Below are 19075 nucleotides of genomic sequence, written 5' to 3' on the forward strand. Positions count from 1 at the left end.
TGCAAATAAAAAAATTAAATACATATTTTTATTTAATAGGTATTTCCTAATGGCGGGCACGAACAAATGAGCATTCTGTCTCCCGCAACATTATCAATACGCGATACAGGAGGCCAATATTTATTGGCTGGATCAAGAGAACTGTTGGGAAAAGCAGCTTCTTGTCGCGAATAGGGACGTTCCCAAGCATCATCTAAAGTATCTGCCACTGTATGAGGGGCATTCACCAATGGATTATTGTCTTTTGGCCAAACCCCACGACCAACTTTCTTTGCTTCTTCAGCAATAGAGAGTAAAGCATCACAGAAACGATCAATTTCTGCTTTTGGTTCTGATTCCGTTGGCTCAATCATCAAAGTTCCCGGAACAGGGAACGACATTGTGGGCGCATGGAATCCATAATCAATGAGACGTTTTGCAATATCGTCAACACTCACCCCATACTGCTCTTTCAACACACGTGTATCCACAATACATTCATGAGCAACACGTCCATGCTTGCCCCGATAAAGAATGGAATAAGCAGGTGAAAGACGTGCAGCAATATAATTGGCATTTAAAATGGCTATTTGTGTTGCATATTTTAAGCCATCAGCCCCCATCATTCGAATATACATCCATGTAATCGCAAGAATAGACGCACTTCCATAAGGAGCTGCCGAAACCGCATGTGTTGTCCCATCCTGTCCATGCCCTGGTAAGAATGGTTTGAGATGCGCTGCAACTCCAATTGGCCCCATACCAGGACCACCACCCCCGTGGGGAATGGCAAATGTTTTATGAAGATTCATATGACAAACATCAGCGCCAATATCTGCAGGACGAGCAAGACCTACAAGTGCATTGAGATTAGCGCCATCAAAATAAACTTGTCCACCATTTTCATGAATAATAGAACAAATTTCCTTAATGCTTTCCTCATAAACACCATGTGTTGAAGGATAAGTAATCATGAGAGCAGCCAATTTATCCTTATGTAATTGCGCTTTCATTTTGAGATCGTCTACATCAACATCACCATCGCTTAAACATTTTACCACAACAACTTCCATACCTGCCATATGTGCCGAAGCTGGATTGGTACCATGCGCAGATGCAGGAATAAGACAAACTGTACGTTGATGTTCTCCCCGTGATTGGTAATATCGTCGGATAGCCAAAAGCCCCGCATATTCACCTTGAGCACCAGAATTTGCCTGAAAAGAAACTTGCGCAAATCCTGTAATTTCACATAACCACGCATTTAACTGATCGATCATCTCCAAATAACCCACTGCATCCTCTTGTGAAACAAAGGGGTGTATATTGGCTATACTAGCCCAACTCACAGGCATCAATTCAGACGCCGCATTAAGCTTCATTGTACAAGAACCAAGAGGAATCATAGCACGATCCAGCGCCAAATCCTTATCCGCCAAACGACGCAAAAAGCGCATCATATCTGTCTCTGAATGAACCGCATGAAAAAAAGGCTGGGAAAGAAAAGCAGCATCCCGTTTTTTGCCAAAGAGCTGTGGAGAAACCTGATCGCCTAATTGTGCCCCAAAAAGCTGCGCTAAAGCACAAGCATCTTCTTCTGTCGATAATTCATCAAAATTAATTGCAATGGTGTCATCATCGAGAACACGAATAAGGCGTCCACTTATTTTGGCTTGATGCGCGATTTCTCCCGCTTTTCCCTTCACAACAATGCTTACACAATCAAAAAAAGATTCTCCTTCACAAAAAACACCTGCAGCCTCTAAACCAGCAACAAAACGACATGTTAAATGATGAATTCGCTGCGCAATTTCTTGTAAACCTTTCGGCCCATGCCAAACAGCATAAGCGGTTGCCATATTAGCCAACAAAGCCTGAGCTGTACAAATATTTGACGTCGCTTTATCACGCCTAATATGTTGTTCACGTGTTTGCAAAGCTAAACGAAAACCAACACGCCCTCTCGTATCCACGGATTGACCAACAATACGCCCTGGAATAAGACGCGTTAACGCATCACTCACTGCAAGGTAACCAGCATGTGGACCACCAAATCCCATCGGAACGCCATAACGCTGCATAGAGCCAACAACGATATCTGCCCCCCATTGAGCAGGTGGCTCCATAAGAGTAAGCGCTAAAGGATCAGCGACAACGATAACTAAAGCACCTTTTTCCTTTGCCTCTTTTATGATCTCACTGTAATCATGAAAAGCACCTTTTGTATCTGGCCAAGATAAAACAATTGCCGCTGTATTAGAAGCAATTTCGCCATTTTGGCTAATCTGAATCCCTTGCGTTTCAGCACGCGTTTTCGCAACACTTAAAGTCTGAGGATGTAAAAGACTCTGAAGAGAAATTTTTGTTTTTTTCTCACGGGAAAAGCGAAAAGCGAGGGCATTGGCTTCAGCTAAAGCGGTTGCTTCATCAAGAAGTGAAGCAGCAGCAACCGGCAAACCTGTTAGTTCACTCACCAATGTCTGAAAATAAAACAAAAGTTCTAAACGACCCTGGCTAATTTCTGCTTGATAAGGCGTATAAGCAGTATACCAAGCAGGATTTTCAAACAGATTTCGTAAAATAACTGGAGGCACATGAGTTCCATGATATCCTTGTCCAATAAAACTTTTGTGCACACAATTACGCTCCATCATCTTGGAGAGTTCTTCCAAGGCTTGTCCTTCACTAGCAGCCTTTGGCAAATTAAGTGAACGTCCCAAATGGATAGAGTGTGGAACAGCTTGAGAAATGAGTGTATCAACACAATCAAGCTCTAAAACATCAAGCATTTTTTGTGTTTCATCAGGACGCAGCCCAATATGTCGAGAAGAAAAAGAACGCTCGATCATGACACTCATCCAATTAAAGCCTTATAACCATCTTTATCCAACAACCCTTCCAGTTGTGTCTCATCCTGCAATGTCATTTTCCATAACCAGCCTTCTGTTTCGGCTTTCTGATTGACCAATTCAGGATTATCAGCCAATGCTTCATTTATTTCGACCACTTCACCATCAAGAGGAGCATAAACATCTGAAGCAGCTTTCACCGATTCCACAACAGCAGCTGCCTCTCCTTTGGAAAGTTTTGTCCCATTTTGTGGTAAATCAACAAAAACCAAATCCCCTAATTGCTCTTGCGCATAATGTGTAACCCCAACAGTCACCACTTGTCCTTCAACGCTAAGCCATTCATGGTCTTGTGTAAAATAAATTGTAGACATAAAAAATCATCCTTTAAAATAACGTTGTTCAACAAAGGGAAGTGAATGAACTGATAATGCAATCTTTTTGCCTCGCAGTTCTGTAAAGACTTGTGTCCCTTCAACTTTACAATCAACAGGAACATAACCCATCGCGACAGGACCATCAAAAGAAGGACCAAAACCACCTGATGTTACAACTCCAATCTCATTACCTTGATCATCAAGAAGCACCGCACCAGCACGAATAGGTTGGCGCGTTTGCGGTTTTAATCCAACACGACAACGAGCAGGTCCTTTTTGCAGCGCTTCAAGAAAAGCCTTCGCACCATAAAATTGTGCTTTTTCTCGAACACTTTTAGGAACAGCCCATGTCAAAGCAGCATCAATAGGTGTCGTATCAGGGGTAATGTCATTTCCATGCAAACACAACCCTGCTTCTAACCGCAAGCTATCGCGTGCTGCAAGTCCAATCCACTCAACACGAGAATCACTCAGCAATTTTTCAGCCAATGCATGCGCATGCCCTATGGGCAAAGCAATTTCAAAACCATCCTCTCCCGTATACCCAGAACGCGTTATAAACCAATCTTCTTGTGGTTCGAAGCCTTGCATAAAGAACAATTCATTCCCTGGTAAATTCGCATCAGCAAGAACAGCTGCTGCTTCAGGACCTTGAAGAGCAAGCAATACCCTTTCAAGGGCAATCACTTGACATTCAAAATCAACCGCACGCTTTTCCAATTCTACAAAATCAGCCTGTGCATTCCCGGCATTGGCGACCAACATAAAACGCCCCTCTTCCAAACGGGTAATGATAAGATCATCAAGAATACCAGCCCGCTCATTAAGCAAGTAATTATACCGTGAATACCCAATCTTTAAAGCTGCTGCATCAATGGGAAAAGCGTAGGATAAAAATTCCACGGCTTGTGCCCCTTCAATGGCAATCAATTTCATATGAGAAATATCAAAAAGTCCTGCATGTGCACGCGTATGAAGATGCTCTTTCAAAACGCCAAGAGGATAAGTTAAAGGCATGCTCCACCCCGCAAAAGCGCCAAATTTTGCTCCTGCTTTTTCATGCAGATCATATAAAGGAAGTGTTTTTAAAAAAGATGTTTCTTGTGCTGTGCCCATAATAACTCCAAAGCTGCGCTAACGCCCACAGAATATGGCCGTCTCTGCACCCCTCTGTCATCAACCTGAGAGACTCGCGAAAAGATTTTTCGCTTACACCTTCGGCGCGGGCTCTCCCGACTTTCCAGATCTGCCTTCTTCCTTTTACGGTCCTTAAAGCCTGAGAGATTATGGGCTATTTCCCCTTCGGCGGCAATGCAAAAATTTGCAATCTGCACTCTCCCGCAAAAAAATGAAAGAAACGATAACGCTCTTCCCAGCATATTTTAACCTATAACCTATCTTTATCACACTGTCATTAATAAAGTGATGAAAATGTTCTCATTTTAAAACTTGCATAAGCTGCTTCAAAAGATTTATAATAGTATCCTTTTGAACCTTACAAAAATTGCAAGGAACACATTTTAGGAAATTTAAGACAAAAATCAAAAGCTATAAACAAAAATACCTCTTGAAAATCATGCAAAACGTCACACACTAAAAAGATCGCAACGCAATATTCTTTCTCGCGCAGTTCAACCTTAAAGATAGAATTTCATATTCTTTTCTAGAATAAGGACTTCAAGTATTTTATAAGTATGATTTCAATGCACAAGAAGTAGGTTTTCTGCTTTCTCAATAGTGTCATAAATTGTGACTATTTACAAACTATAACTACCGAATAAAGGTCCAAAAATACTCATGAAAGCTGGTAATATCTCTTACGATTGTGAAAATGATCTTCCAAAGCAAATTGCCCTTTTTCCTTTAGAAGGTGCACTCTTACTACCCGGTGGTTTTTTATCACTCAACATTTTTGAACCAGAATCACTTGAAATGATTGAAAACGTTATGGTGACTGATCGTCTATTGGGCATTATTCAACCACTTTCATCGAATACAGACCGCTTCTCTACACAACTTTATAAAACAGGCTGTATAGGGCGCATTACAAACTACAGTGAAACAGGAAATGGACAACTGTTCATTATCTTACAAGGTGTTTGCCGCTTCACCTTAGAACAAGAATTGACAAACACAAAATCCTATCGAACAGCTCTCATCCAATCAAACATAAAAGACTTGCAAGAATTTGATATTGAAGAAAGCATTAACCGAGAGAGCTTACTCGACGTTGTAGAAAAATATCTAACCATACATGAAATGGAATATAATTGGAGCAGTATCATAGAAGCCCCTACACCTATATTGGTTAACGCTTTTTCAGCTCTTATCCCCTTTACACCAGCAGAAAAACAAGCTCTCCTTGAAGCTCCAGATCTCGAAAGCCGTGCCCAAACTCTTCTTGCATTAACAGAACGCTCACTCATGAAACAAACAGGAACAGATTACCGTTTAAACTAATAAACATCAAAACATGAAAAAAATGACCACAGATCCAAAAATGCTCGAATTGCTCGTCTGTCCCATAACGAGAGGCACACTCTCTTTAAACCGAAAAACACAAGAGCTCATTTCTCTCAAAGCCAAACTTGCTTATCCTATTCGTGATGGCGTTCCCATTATGCTTGCCTCAGAAGCGCGCCCTTTGCAAAACAATGAAAAAGTAGCGTATAAAAAATAAGAAATCTTCGTTCATTTTTTCTGGAGAAAGCTGTTATCAATCATTGTTCTATGAAAAGCTCTCTTTTGCTCATGTAATCTTTTTAATATTGGTATTTTAAAAACTGATCCATGACACGCCAGCATTCTCTTTATCAACTCCCAATATTATAGTTGCTCTAAAAAGTCTTTTTGCTTTTGAATGCGAAAACAAGCTTTCATTTTAATATAAAAGAGAGGGATAATGGATACAAGTCATATAGTTACAATTTAAAATATCCCCCATAATGATCACCAAAAAATTGTCCAAAATCCCATCAAAATAAAGAGATGTATTGCAAAAGTTGCATGTAAACTTTGCAAAAAAAACAACCAAAACAACTGCGCTCACTCTGGTTAACGATTTAAAGAAATTACCCTATGAATGAACTTGTGTTTTTGGTCGTATACGCAGCGATCAATAGGGACTGGAAGCCCTAACATCGAACGCAAAATAAATTCGCTTTGCGGATATCCCGGAATTTCCGGAGGCTCTTGTTATGTCCAAGTGCTCTCAGCACTAAAAGCAAGAGGCTGATTCGATGTCAGCACTTCCAGACCCCGGAAACCCTTGAACCATAAAAACATAATAAATTCAGTGTGTTATATGCAATTATTTTATATGAATCCACTTAAGAATCCACACTTTTATGCACGATTCATTTGACCATTTTTTATATAAGATTGCCATGTATGAATAGATCCTAAAAAGCTAATCATGATGCGCATATTATAATGCATGGAAGCGTTCAAATGAAATGCAAAGCTGTTATCATCTATAAAAGTTCATAAATTTTATAATACGCATTTTATCACAATAAATCGCATTGTTAAAAACGCAATCGTTCGAAATTGTCGATCACATAATTGTATAGGTTTAAAAATCATATCTTGTTTGAAGATTGGATTGATAGCGCATTAAAAAGATTACAACCATTCAAAATGGAAGCGCAAAATCTAAAGATGCTAGCAAAACATCATCATAATACCCACCGCTATAAAAGATCGCATAAAAAGATTTAAAGACATATCGATTGATAGTTTTTCTAAAAAATCAGTAAAATGGCAGATAGCTACTATAGATCCAAATCATCATGTTATCTCTTATGAAATCGATATTTTTTTAATGATATAACGCACAATGGATATCAAAAGCTATTTTGATCATTACGATTTAAAAGTAATAGACCCCAATTAAGATTGCATAATTTTGATCACCTCAAAAATGAGTGCTTAAAGATCATAGGCATCATTTACGTTTCTTTTAATAAGTTTTCATATCTCTAATAGAGCGCTTGCAATATGATACGTTTTGTATATATGAACTGATTACTCCATGTGGATGATTCATTTTAATCATTAGAATAGACATTTGAAAGCCGCGTCATATCATTTGGCACGGCTTTTTTTGAATTCTCTCTTTTATGATGAGGTTATACCTATTAGACAAGGCGCCACCCACGCCTGTCATTTATTTGTCTGTATCCGTAGTCTTGATAATATTATCGTTTTCATAAACCTCACATTTTNACGCCCCCCTTCGGTCAATTCAAAAATCAACGCAAGGGTTGGTATGGTTTTATCCATTTTCAAAAGATACGATTGTAAATTTGTGGAGAAATGACCACTATTTATTTTTTTCTGAAAAGCTTCTCACCATACACGAAAGATCTCTTGGGCATCAGTAGAAAAGCGTATGGTTATCGGATGCTTTGGTGAGCCTAACGGTTTATCATAAAGAGAACGAAAGACCCCCTGATAGCTTTCCCATACCTTTTGATTGGGAGGTCTATCCGTCCATAACAGCTCTTTTCGTTCATCTGGCCATACAATCATTTAAAATCGTTGCATGAAACCATCATCGTTTATTCCATGGCGCATGGCTTGAATAATGGGAATAATGCGTGAGGGTTGAATGCCCCCTATGATAGAAACGGTTGCATTAGGAATATGAATGGTTCCACGTTCAATACGGTCATAGGTGTATGACGTATTGCCATTAAAAGCTGTTAGATAAAAGGCACGGTCTGTTTGATATTCCTTTCTTTCCATATTAGCTAAAAACCCAGCCAATTCATCTCGTACCATCAAGAGACCACGGGGGTTTTATTTTAAGAGTTTTCCAAGCTTTTCGACAGTCACATCATTGACAATAAGACGTCGTTTATCAAGAGTGTCATCATCACTTTCTTTGTGTTCAATAGATTGTGAAAGAAGTGCAAAGGCTTGTTCCTCATCTTGATCTTTGAGTGCTTTATAGGCTTGTTTTTTCTTTTCTCGTTTATCTAATTCACTAAGAATATCTTTTGTTTCTTGCTGTTCTTTCTTCTTTAACCATTCTTTATGCCATTCCTCTTGAAAGGCATAGAGAGGAGTTAAAGCGGCTTGCATGGTAGGTGTTTTGAGTGTTGAAGGTTGCCCCACAAGAGCCCCCCAGAGATTAGGAACAATTTTCCAATTATTATCATGTTTTTTTGGAGCAATCCGCACGCCATTCCCAATAACAGCAGCCAAGCCACATAAAGCAGAGATAGCAATAAAATCGAGAGAAGATTGTTGAAGATCGGCAACCTCATAAATATAGTCCATTAATGGCATTGGAAGCTGTAATAAGCTAAAAGGCTCGACGGGTAAGAGAGCAGCAGTGATAGGCTTTATTTTGCCCCAACCATTTTGTTGCAATGCCTGTTCATAAGGAATGGCTTCTAAACAAATATTATCGTTTAAAGAGGCATTATCGTTATCATTGACGGGAGTATTTTCATTATTGTTTTGTAAATTACTATCTTTCATAGTTTCCCTCTTTTAAGAAAGTAATACGTTATTAAAATCAGTTCCTTTTGGAGCTTGCATCATAAAGATCTCAAAGCCTTGGCTATAGGCACGCTTTGCTACGGTAAAACCTGCTTTACGACCCGCATCATCCCCATCCATTGCGATTGTCAAACGCCCTTTTGTATGGGGTAAATTCACACGCATCATTCCATGGGTTGAAAGGGACGCCCATAAATTAACGGGCTCTGATAACAACCCAGACAGCAGAGCCAGACCGGTTTCAATGCCCTCACAAATGACCAAATGTTTTGGATTGCCTTGACTTAAATGCACCCCACCACCCGTTACAGATCCCAACATGGCTTTTTCTGGTCTCTGATCTGTTTTGCAGCCATTGGCTTGTAAAAAGGTTCTATGAATAGCAAAAGAGCCAGCGCCCTTAACAAGAGCAACCAACGCGGGCAGTGTAATCCCAGAGGGATGGGGGCATTTATCGTGAAAACGTAAATCAGGAGGCAACTCACATGTGATCCCCCGCATGCGTAAATAGGTTTCTGCTAAAGTATTTTTGATTGGTTTGCTTTGTTGCCAAATTGCTTTTGCTCTCTCTGCTTTCTGTTTTGCTCGTTTGAAATCAGCACACAACTGTTTTGAGAAAGAGAGCGTGTGATCATAAGCTTTATCAAAAAAGGCTTGTTTCCCAAGCAAGCCAATTCTGATGAGCGCTTGTATGATCTCTCTAAAAGAGCAGCCAGCATAACAATAGAGTAAGAGACGCCCATCATTTCCATTGGCAAGGGATAAGCTAGGCAGCCTATCATCATGAGCAGGACAACGGGCTGTTCCATAACGCCCATGCCAAACACCACGTAATGCACAAGTAATTTTTTGAGCTGTTGTATGCAATGCATAAGCATTGCTTGTTGTAGCATTTGTAAAATGCATAAAATCCCTTCCTGCTACTTGCATTCCAAGACAGATTCTGTTATTTTGGGATTTGCGAAAGTCGAAATACTTTGTCTGTCCTATAAGGCGAAGTTTTCTTTAGGCGGCGTCGTTGCCACGTTGGTTTTTTGCCTTTTCGATTACATCGCAAAGGTCAGATTGTAACCAGCGCGCTAAGGAACCAATCTTTAAAGGCTTTGGTACCGAGCCATCAGTGACCCGCCGCCAAAGTGTTGAAAGGCTTATATTAAGTAGTTTTGCACTCTCACGTACTGTGAGGAGTGGTCCATTTAGAATCATGAAATTCCCTCTATATTAAATGATAGAATTACTGTTTATTAATTATATATAAATAGCAATTCGTAGCAAATTTTTCCATAAAAAAACAATATCTTGTGATTTTTTATCAAAAGAAGCAATAATTTGTGATTGTATTATCCACTATGGATAAAATAAGGAAAATGGAGACATAGAACTATCCATAACTTTTATTGTTTTGACCAGTGACATAAGAAGCCCATCTATCCATAAAAATACGACGCTGTTCTAAATAGTCTGTACGACGATAAGCACGCTCCACTTTTCCCCCAACCGTATGACCTAGAATGGTTTCAGCGACCTCATAGGGAGCAACGGTTGTTTCAGCGAGCCAATCACGTAAACTAGAGCGAAAACCATGCGGACAGGCTTCAAGTCCTGTTTTTTTCATGTATTGTAACATGCTGTTCTGTGCAAGGGGACCGCGACCAGTTGCAGAAAAAAGAAACCCATTGCGAGATAAAAAGCGTGCTTGTTTAATCACTTTTAGTGCTTCTGATGATAAAGGAACGCGGAATTCTTCTGTAGCATCGCGTCGTCATTTCATACTTTCAGCAGGGATGGTCCATATATCACCATCAATCTGATCTTCACGCATATAGCGCAAAGAACGTGTACGAACGCCTGTAAGAATAAGCAAACGCAAAGCCAGTTGTGTCATTGTTGTTGTTTTGCAGAGTGACTGATAAAAGACAGGGACATCTTTCCAGTCCATTGCTGGTAAATTTTGTGCTTTATGACGTTGTTTCCCTAAGAGAGCCCGTGCTTTTATCGTTGCTTGTAAATCAACATCCAGCCCCAAAGCAGCAGCATATTTGAGACAAATATTAAGACGATTTATTGCTTTCTCTGCGGTTGCAGCTTTTGCATGCCAGATGGGAGCAAGAACATTGCGTATCTCTGCTTGTGTAATTTCTGAAATAGGAATACAGCCTAATTTGGGGAGAATATAAAGTTGTAAAGGTAGAAACCAATTCCCAGCCTTACCATCTCCTTTTAATTCAGCTTTACGACTTTCAAAAGCATCTAAGGCAATGTTTTTTAGGTAATGGAGATTACTTATTGCCTCACGCTTTTGTTTCTCACGTTCTTTAATGGGATCACGCCCCTCATGCAAAAAAGAACGCCATTGATTTGCTAATTCACGGGCTTTTTTTAAAGAAACATTTCGCAACGCACCCAAGCTCATTTCGCGGCGCCGACCATGAATGGTATAACGATAAAGCCATTGAGCACCACCATCTTTACGCTTATGGAGAAGCAAGCCGGCACCATCATTATATTTGCCAGCTCGTGGGTGTTGCGACAGCCCTTGCATTAAGACGATTCATAAGAGGCATTTTTACTCCTTTCTTTCCTCATTTTTACCCACACACCAGCCCCGCTTTTGACGTGCAAGCAAGTGATATTAATTGATTCAATATGAGAGGGTTTGTGATGAGAAAATCTTACTATATTCGGAGTTATGATTCAAGTTGAAAAAGGATGATTTATCATTATAAATCAATGTGTTGCCAGACCAAGGAATACCAATGCGAGGGCGCTCGCAACCGGAGGGAGTCTTGAAGTGCAAACTAAAAATCCACATTTTATCGACATTTCTTTAGGCAAAAAAATTCGCTTCAGAAGAAACGTCATGGGTTTTTCTCAAAAACAATTAGGGAGTCATTTGGGCGTAACATTTCAACAAATCCAAAAATATGAAAAAGGTTTAAATCGTGTAAGCGCAGCACGTTTACAGGAAATTGCTAATATATTAGATGTTCCCGTTTCCTTCTTTTATGCTGATAGCACAAAAAAAGAAGATACCCTCTATCATTGTGATGACAGAATAGCAAGCAAAGCAGAATATTTACTTTTGAAAAATTTCAGAATACTGACCAGCAAAAAAACAAAGAGCTATTTTGTAGTTGATTTCTGATGAAAAAAATAACCCCTTATTCTCATAAATTCACTGAAAGGACAATCAACATCCTTAATAACATTAAAAAGAATTTTGACTGTCTCCCCACACCTCATAAAAACGAAAATTCTTAAATCTAATCTGGTCTGTAAATAGTCCGAATTCTAACGAGTTTAACTTAGCAATAGCGCATTGATTTATAATCATAATCTAACGTTATGTATATTGAATAAGTGTCCCGAATATCGTAAATTTTTTTCATTTCAAATTTGTTCTATATTAAATCAATCAAAATCACTTATTTGCACACTACAAGCAGAGTTGGCATGTGAGTAAAAATGTACAAAAAAAGGCATACCTCTTATTGAATCATCTCACATACCAAGGACTGTAGCCACATTGGGTGCTGGAAAAATGTATGATGGTGCTAACTTGCTCTTTTATTAAAACGGCTTTCTACTCATATGATTCACTTAAACCAAAGGCTCGCCAAACAAGTCTATAAATATTCCCACACACTAAAAAAACACTAAAATATATCAAGAAAGCTTAAAGAGCTTATACCACCATACTTCAAATGACAATATTTTATAGCATAACAGGATTAAAGTAAAAATAAGAAATATAAAGTAAAAAACAGACTCAAAAAACTATATGTATCACTTTCATAAGAATTTATTTATATAATGGATGCTTAAGTTTATCCTGTTGTGCCAGAAATCCTATCATTTAAGGTATGAGGATATGAAACATGCATACCTCCTTGAAACATTCAAATGTTTTTTTAAATATTTTTAGGCTTGCTTGGCGGACCTTTAGTTTAAATGAAAAATGGGCAGCTGCTAAAAGTAACCACTAGAATCTGGCTGTTTACAGACTGTAATAGGAAATTTTGCCTTTAAGAGCATAGGGACAAGATCAAATAATTCAACACTTAACAGATAAAATATTAAAAGATTCCACCAACGCGATACGTAATACCATCCTTAAAAATTCAAAAGTGTTAAGGTAAACAATTGACAGAAGATAAGGAATTCACTTAATTAAAGTGCTCTCTAAAGAGATAACAGTTTCGCGTACAATATTCAATTTTTCAATTCTGAAAGATTAAATAAAGACGTATCATTTGAAATAAAACAATTTATTGTGCTGACAATAATGATTGATGTGCACAAATTGAGTTGTTGAAAATCAAAAATATAATTTAATGATGTTCCTTGACCAACTCACTCTCTCCTGAGTATAGCACGGGGAATAAACGTGGAGAGACATGAGGAGTACATAGAAAATGAGTTTTAAAGTTGCAATTGTCGGCGCAACCGGAAATGTTGGACGTGAAATGCTTACAATTTTAGAAGAACGTGGTTTTCCTGCGCATGAAATTGTCCCTCTAGCATCACGACGCTCATTAGGACAAGAAGTTTCTTATGGAGATAAAACTTTCAAAGTAAAAGCACTTGATACTTACAATTTTTCTGACACAGATTTTTGTCTTATGTCTGCGGGAGGAAGCATTTCCAAAGAATATGCTCCTAAAATTGCTGCAGCTGGCTGTGTCGTCATCGATAATTCCTCCACGTGGCGCTATGATTCCAATGTTCCGTTGATAGTCCCTGAAGTCAATGCCGAAGCTATAAATGCCTTTTCTAAACGTAATATTATAGCAAATCCTAATTGTTCAACAATTCAACTGGTCTTAGCTTTAAAACCTCTCCATGATGCTGCAATCATTAAACGTGTTGTTGTCTCTACATATCAATCGGTTTCTGGAGCTGGTAAAGAAGGAATGGACGAACTTTTTGAACAATCACGTGCAGTTTTTGTTGCTGACCCAATTACATTAAAAAAATTCACTAAACGCATTGCCTTTAATGTCATTCCTCATATCGATGTTTTCATGGAAGATGGTTATACAAAAGAAGAATGGAAAATGACTGCTGAGACGAAGAAAATTCTCGATCCGAAGATTAAATTAACAGCCACTGCTGTTCGGGTCCCTGTCTTTATCGGTCATGCCGAAGCCGTCCATGTTGAATTTGAAAAACCACTAAGCGTATCTGAAGCACAAGCGCTTCTCCGCGATGCTCCCGGTTGTCAGCTTATCGATAAACACGAAGATGGTGGCTATACCACACCTTATGAATGTACGGGAGAAGATGACACCTTTATTAGCCGTATTCGTGAAGATATCACCGTTGAAAATGGTTTAGCTTTCTGGGTTGTCGCCGATAATTTAAGAAAAGGAGCAGCATTGAATGCAGTTCAAATTGCTGAATTGCTCATTTCTCGTAATTTAATAAAGCCTAAGTCCGTAAATTAACGCCCTGCCCGAAAGGATGAAGAGCCCTAGCCGGTCTGTCAAAAATCCGGCTTCTCTTCAGCAGGATCTTCTCCTTCTGAGGATTCAGATCACCATCGTAAAGGACTGTAATTCGGGGTATTGATAAATTTTACTCTGAATATCTATGAATACCCCGCCACCTTAAGTTAATCATCGCCGCCTTAATGCCATTTTACGGTATAAAAAGGATCAGCAGCATAAGCATTTTTTGCTTCACGCTGCTGATCCTTTTTGTCATTCCGGTTGTGAAATTAACTTTACCCTTATCGAGCAGGATAAGTCACAACACGGTAGCGCGTTTCATTACGTTCAAAATTTTTGTAATTGACATTATTAGGAAAGAGGGGATTATAAGCATTTACGTGCTTTACAGAAACTCCTTGTGCTTTTGGCGAAGGATTTAAAATGGTTCGTTCATCTCTTTTTTTAACACCTGTAGAATCGATAATCACATCTGTTCTGTACAGTTTTTGTATGTTTTTCCGTGTTTTTTGAATCGCCGGAAGAGCCTTAAAATCAGAAACAACCTGTTTTACTTTTTCTTTTTTTACTTTTGGCGATTTTATCATGGCATTTGGCTTTACTGGCCTCTTTGTAAAAGCAATAGTAGGAACATTGTTGACATTGACATAACGTGCAGATGCCCAACCAACTTTTCCATGATAGCCAAGAGAACACCAAGTTTTATTAGATAGACAACCATAAATTTGCACTTTGGCTCCCATTGGAACCATTGTGATAACTTTATAAGCTGTCGCAGGACCTGTGCGTAAAGATACCTGACCTGATGCAACACGAGCAACTGTTCCTGCACTAGTTCCAGCTTCCGCATGAAAAGCAGTCACAGCCACCACTGAGGCTCCCAAAGCCCATAAAATCATTGTTGTTGATAAAAATTTCTTTTTTAACATTATTTTTCTTCCTCTCTAAAACATGTGAAGGGCAAAATTTCGCCTTTGCAAAAATTTGCTGCGTTTAAATCCAATGATCAGCAACCTTTATTTCCCGCCCAAAAGTCCCCACAACATTGCAACAAAATCTCTCTTTATTCCCTCTACACGAACACGGCCTTTTGATCTTGATTGCGCAGTATGTTCCTCATGAATTTACGGCTAAAGCATCATCTGATTGTCTGGTTCTTCAACCTGTCGTCCCTTAAAGAAGTTTTTAAAGTGTTATTGGTTCCCTCAACAACTCATTGCAATAGAAGAATTTATTGCCTGAATTTCAGAGGGTTTCAGAGAATGAATAATGATAAGCCCCCAAAACTACTAAAAATAGAAGGAAAAATAATACTTTTTTAAAAATAAAAGTGATTGAATATTATCTAAAGCTTGTATAGTTTTAAATCCGCCTAAAAAATACAGAGTATATTGAAACTTCCTTCAAAAAATCTCTTGGAAAAGAAAGTTAAAAGAACATGACATTAAAAAAAATTTCTTGCGGTCAGATTATAGGATTATTCCTCTCTCTCTCTGCACTTTTTTTGTCTACTGCTTGTGTCATGGCTACAGACAAATCAAAAATCAAACTTGGTGTCATGGAAGGACACGAAGCAACCATTTGGAAAGTCGCTGCCGAACAAGCTAAAAAAGCTGGTTTAGAAATTGAGCTTGTTTATTTTTCTGATTACACTTTGCCCAACGATGCTGTTAATGCAGGAGAAATTGATGCAAATTCTTTTCAACACACACCTTATCTTAAAAATCAAATGGAGCAGCGTGGTTATAAACTTTCAATTGTAGGGTACACGTTTATTACCCCAATAGGTCTCTATTCCCACAAAATTAGAAACATAAAAGAATTGCGCGATGGAGCACATGTTGGCATTCCTAATGATCCATCCAACGGTGGAAGAGCCCTCCTCCTTCTCAATTCTCTAGATCTTATTAAATTAAAAGACCCTCACGATATTCTTGCTTCTCCACTGGATATTATTGAAAATTCTAAAAATTTGCAAATTCGGGAACTCGATGCCGGCATGTTAGGACGAGCTATTGATGATTTTGATATTGCTGTTATCAATACAAATTGGGCTTTGGTTTCAGGATTAGATTTACAAAAAGATGTCGTCGCATGGGAAAAAGCAGAAAATAATCCCTATAACAATATCATTGTTGTGCGTGCCAGTGACAAAGATGAGCCATGGGTCAGAAAATTAGTTGCTGCCTACAATAGCGAACCCGTCCGTGCAAAAATCAAAGAGATTTTTGGTCCAGCAGCAAAAACATCTTGGTAATTTTGCCAAATATTCTGGTAATGTTAAATGGACAAAAACGCCCTCATTTCGCTAAAAAATGTCAGCCGTTATTTTAACAAAACGACTGACACTCCAGCAGTTGATAACTTATCTCTCGATATCCATGCCGGTGAAATTCTTGGTATTATCGGTCGTAGTGGGGCAGGAAAATCAACACTTATTCGCTGTTTAAATGGATTAGAAAAAATTGATGCAGGGTCTCTTTTTTTTGAAGGTATCAATATTTCAAATCTATCAGAGACAGGATGGGCGCCTTATCGTCAACGTATTGGAATGATTTTTCAACATTTCAATCTTTTATCATCGCAAAAGGTTATTGATAACATTGCATTACCGCTCAAATTAACAGGAGTAAACAAAAAACAGCGCAACAAACGTGCCCTTGAGCTTATTGAATTGGTAGGATTATGTGGTAAAGAATATTGTTATCCGGCAGAATTGTCAGGAGGGCAAAAACAACGCGTTGGCATTGCTCGTGCGCTCGCTGCTAATCCTAAAATATTGTTATCAGATGAAGCCACCTCTGCTCTGGATCCTGAAACAACACAGTCTATTCTTGAACTTCTTGCCGATATTAATAACCGACTCAATCTTACGATTGTGCTTATTACCCACGAAATGGAAGTGGTACGCACAATTGCGCATCGCGTTGTTGTCCTCAATCAAGGACGCATTGTAGAAGAAGGACGTGTAAAAGATATTTTTACATCCCCACAAGAAGAAACAACCATTGCCATGCTTAAACTTGTTACGCCACAACTTCCTGAAAAATATGCAAAAAATCTTAAAGCCATCGGTCAAGAAGCTGTTATTGAAATGAATATTGCCGGCGAAATTGCCCAACAACCTTTTCTCCATCTTTTGGAAGATGAAAGCGGTTTAAGAGCACGTATTCTCCATGGTGGCATTGATACAGTCCAAGGAGAAACCATCGGGCGACTTTTCCTTGCTCTTCCTGCTCAAGATAAAAAAGCTTTTAAAAAAGCCGTTCAATGGTTAACCGAAAAGGGACGATATTGCGAGGTATTAGGTTATGTTTAATGTTCTGTCTCATGAACTCCCCAATGCGCTTTTTGATACAATATTTATGACAATAAGTGCTTCTTTTATGGCACTAATTATAGGACTTCCACTTGGTCTTCTTCTTCATACAACAGCACGTGGAGGAATTTTTGCTTCATCTCTTATCAATCGCCCTTTAAGCATCATCATTGACAGTATTCGTGCCATTCCCTTTATTATTCTTGCATTTTATCTTCTTCCCGTTACCCGTATCGTTGTAGGAAGAGGTGTGGGAATGCCTTCTGTAATTTTTGTTCTCACCATTTCAGCTATTCCCTTTTATGCACGCATGGCGGAACTCTCTTTTAAAACAGTTGAAAATGGTCTTATTGAAGCTATCCGCTCTATGGGCGCAAATCGTCTTCAAATTATCAGACATGTTCTTATTCCTGAAGCTCTCCCTAGCCTAATTACAGGTTTTACAGTCATGGCCATTTCTCTCATAGGAGCCACATCACTTGCTGGATATCTTGGTGGAGGCGGTTTAGGGGATATGGCAATCCGCTATGGCTATCAACGCTATAATACCTTCATCATGACCATCGTCATCATTCTTTTGATCATGCTCAATATTATAACCCAATGGACTTCTGATAAAATCGTACAAAAACTTGATAAAACAAAACATTAAAAGACTTAGAATTTCACATGTCAGTACCATCATCCTCTTTGCTACTTTCCAAGCACAACAACCCTTGGCTATCGAAAACGTTCATAAGAGATTAGGAACTTTTTTCTTAAACAGTTTTTATCTTTCCCCATCCATTTGTAACACGAAAGAAAATAGTTTTAATTGATTGAATATAAAAGGGTATGAAATGAGAGATCTTACAATATTCGAGACTCTCTCTTAACATAAAAATGATAAATTATCATGTTAAATTAAGATATTGGTCACAACCTTAGACAACATATTGAATTTATAATGATAATATGGCGTTATTCATATTGAATTAGAACTCTGAATACCGTAAGATTCTCTCATTCCAAATTTATTCCATATTGAATCAATCGAACCCTCTCGCTTGCACGTTACACGCGGGAAAAGCCGTGTGAGTAAAAACTATACAAGCAAGAAAGGCATGCCTTTTATGAATTATCTCAAACAGCAAGACCTGTCTTAACATTGGGGGCGAGCATATAATATGATGGTGCCAGCTTTCTTCTTCACAAGCATAAAGATGGGGATGCTCAATGGCTTTATCGTTATACTATTCACAGACGCCCTTGCGAAATAGGCTTGGGAGCGTTGAGAGATGTTTCTTTAAAATAAGCCCGTGAATTGGCAACACAAGTATATTCCATTTGAAGCGTTCTGTTTTATCTGAGGGCTGTGCTACCATTAAGATAATACATTGATTTATAATGATAATTTAGCGTTATTCATATTGAATTAGAGACCCGAATAACGTAAGATTCTTTCATTTCAAACCTGTTTATATTGCATCAATCAAAACCACTTACTTGCACATCACAAGCGGGGCTGATGTGTGGGTAAAAATTGTACAAGAAAGGAGTAAAAATGGTTCTTATGAACCGTCTTAATGCAAGGGCTGTCGCAACACCCAC

The 19075-nt window shown here is 38.6% G+C and carries 13 protein-coding genes, 3 pseudogenes and 1 riboswitch; of the genes and pseudogenes, 8 read left to right on the forward strand and 8 right to left on the reverse strand.

Translation table 11 applies throughout. The annotated features are described in order from the left end of the window. Window positions 1-32 precede the first annotated feature (32 nt). Genes gcvP through gcvT form a run of 3 tightly spaced genes read right to left on the reverse strand, consistent with a single transcriptional unit; the run spans window position 33 to window position 4321 of the window. Window positions 33-2828: an aminomethyl-transferring glycine dehydrogenase gene (gene gcvP / locus ACFIJ0_RS01035; protein WP_375644018.1), complete on the reverse strand. Its 2796-nt coding sequence runs from the start codon at window positions 2826-2828 to the stop codon at window positions 33-35. Between the two features lie 5 nt (window positions 2829-2833). Next, complete coding sequence (gene gcvH / locus ACFIJ0_RS01040) at window positions 2834-3202, reverse strand: glycine cleavage system protein GcvH (RefSeq protein ID WP_375623303.1); 369 nt, start codon at window positions 3200-3202, stop codon at window positions 2834-2836. A gap of 6 nt (window positions 3203-3208) precedes the next feature. Further along, on the reverse strand, window positions 3209-4321 hold the full coding sequence (gcvT, locus tag ACFIJ0_RS01045) for a glycine cleavage system aminomethyltransferase GcvT (protein ID WP_375623305.1): 1113 nt from the start codon (window positions 4319-4321) through the stop codon (window positions 3209-3211). 137 nt (window positions 4322-4458) lie between these two features. Beyond that, window positions 4459-4556: riboswitch (glycine riboswitch) on the reverse strand. Window positions 4557-5002: 446 nt separating this feature from the next. Here gcvT and ACFIJ0_RS01050 point away from each other — a divergent pair. Both ACFIJ0_RS01050 and ACFIJ0_RS01055 read left to right on the forward strand, forming a co-directional pair. Further along, window positions 5003-5665, forward strand: coding sequence for an LON peptidase substrate-binding domain-containing protein (locus ACFIJ0_RS01050; protein ID WP_375623307.1), 663 nt, complete (start codon window positions 5003-5005; stop codon window positions 5663-5665). Window positions 5666-5678: 13 nt separating this feature from the next. Then, window positions 5679-5885, forward strand: coding sequence for a Trm112 family protein (locus ACFIJ0_RS01055; protein ID WP_375623309.1), 207 nt, complete (start codon window positions 5679-5681; stop codon window positions 5883-5885). A 1538-nt stretch (window positions 5886-7423) separates the two neighbouring features. Here the strand turns inward: ACFIJ0_RS01055 and ACFIJ0_RS01060 are convergent. From ACFIJ0_RS01060 to ACFIJ0_RS01075, 4 genes and pseudogenes are all read right to left on the reverse strand, one after another. After that, window positions 7424-8695 (reverse strand): annotated as a pseudogene (locus tag ACFIJ0_RS01060) (YfjI family protein); the annotation flags it as partial. 12 nt (window positions 8696-8707) lie between these two features. Continuing rightward, window positions 8708-9622 (reverse strand): toprim domain-containing protein, encoded by a 915-nt coding sequence (locus tag ACFIJ0_RS01065; protein ID WP_375623311.1) that lies wholly within the window; start codon window positions 9620-9622, stop codon window positions 8708-8710. A 99-nt stretch (window positions 9623-9721) separates the two neighbouring features. Next, a complete protein-coding gene (locus ACFIJ0_RS01070; RefSeq protein ID WP_375644017.1) occupies window positions 9722-9922 on the reverse strand; it encodes a helix-turn-helix transcriptional regulator in 201 nt (66 codons plus the stop codon). Between the two features lie 175 nt (window positions 9923-10097). Then, window positions 10098-11280, reverse strand: a pseudogene (locus tag ACFIJ0_RS01075) (tyrosine-type recombinase/integrase). A gap of 227 nt (window positions 11281-11507) precedes the next feature. Between ACFIJ0_RS01075 and ACFIJ0_RS01080 the strand changes: the two are divergent. Continuing rightward, window positions 11508-11861 carry a helix-turn-helix domain-containing protein gene (locus ACFIJ0_RS01080; protein ID WP_375623315.1) on the forward strand — a complete coding sequence of 118 codons (354 nt, stop codon included), beginning with the start codon at window positions 11508-11510 and terminating at the stop codon, window positions 11859-11861. Window positions 11862-13131: 1270 nt separating this feature from the next. After that, a complete protein-coding gene (locus ACFIJ0_RS01085; RefSeq protein ID WP_375623317.1) occupies window positions 13132-14163 on the forward strand; it encodes an aspartate-semialdehyde dehydrogenase in 1032 nt (343 codons plus the stop codon). Window positions 14164-14447: 284 nt separating this feature from the next. On the opposite strand, the gene ACFIJ0_RS01090 is transcribed toward ACFIJ0_RS01085, so the two are convergent. Next, window positions 14448-15095: an SH3 domain-containing protein gene (locus tag ACFIJ0_RS01090; RefSeq protein WP_375623319.1), complete on the reverse strand. Its 648-nt coding sequence runs from the start codon at window positions 15093-15095 to the stop codon at window positions 14448-14450. Between the two features lie 509 nt (window positions 15096-15604). Between ACFIJ0_RS01090 and ACFIJ0_RS01095 the strand changes: the two genes are divergently transcribed. The 4 genes and pseudogenes from ACFIJ0_RS01095 to ACFIJ0_RS01110 form a co-directional block, all read left to right on the forward strand. Further along, on the forward strand, window positions 15605-16423 hold the full coding sequence (locus ACFIJ0_RS01095) for a MetQ/NlpA family ABC transporter substrate-binding protein (protein WP_375623321.1): 819 nt from the start codon (window positions 15605-15607) through the stop codon (window positions 16421-16423). Window positions 16424-16450: 27 nt separating this feature from the next. After that, a complete protein-coding gene (locus ACFIJ0_RS01100; protein ID WP_375623323.1) occupies window positions 16451-17485 on the forward strand; it encodes a methionine ABC transporter ATP-binding protein in 1035 nt (344 codons plus the stop codon). Beyond that, window positions 17478-18137: a methionine ABC transporter permease gene (locus ACFIJ0_RS01105; RefSeq protein WP_375623325.1), complete on the forward strand. Its 660-nt coding sequence runs from the start codon at window positions 17478-17480 to the stop codon at window positions 18135-18137. The genes ACFIJ0_RS01100 and ACFIJ0_RS01105 overlap by 8 nt, the downstream gene beginning before the upstream one ends. A 451-nt stretch (window positions 18138-18588) precedes the next feature. Beyond that, a pseudogene (locus tag ACFIJ0_RS01110) lies at window positions 18589-18776 on the forward strand (integrase); the annotation flags it as partial. Window positions 18777-19075: the final 299 nt, after the last annotated feature.

Source organism: Bartonella sp. OC68QHHN (assembly GCF_042193875.1).
Taxonomy (GTDB): domain Bacteria; phylum Pseudomonadota; class Alphaproteobacteria; order Rhizobiales; family Rhizobiaceae; genus Bartonella; species Bartonella grahamii_A.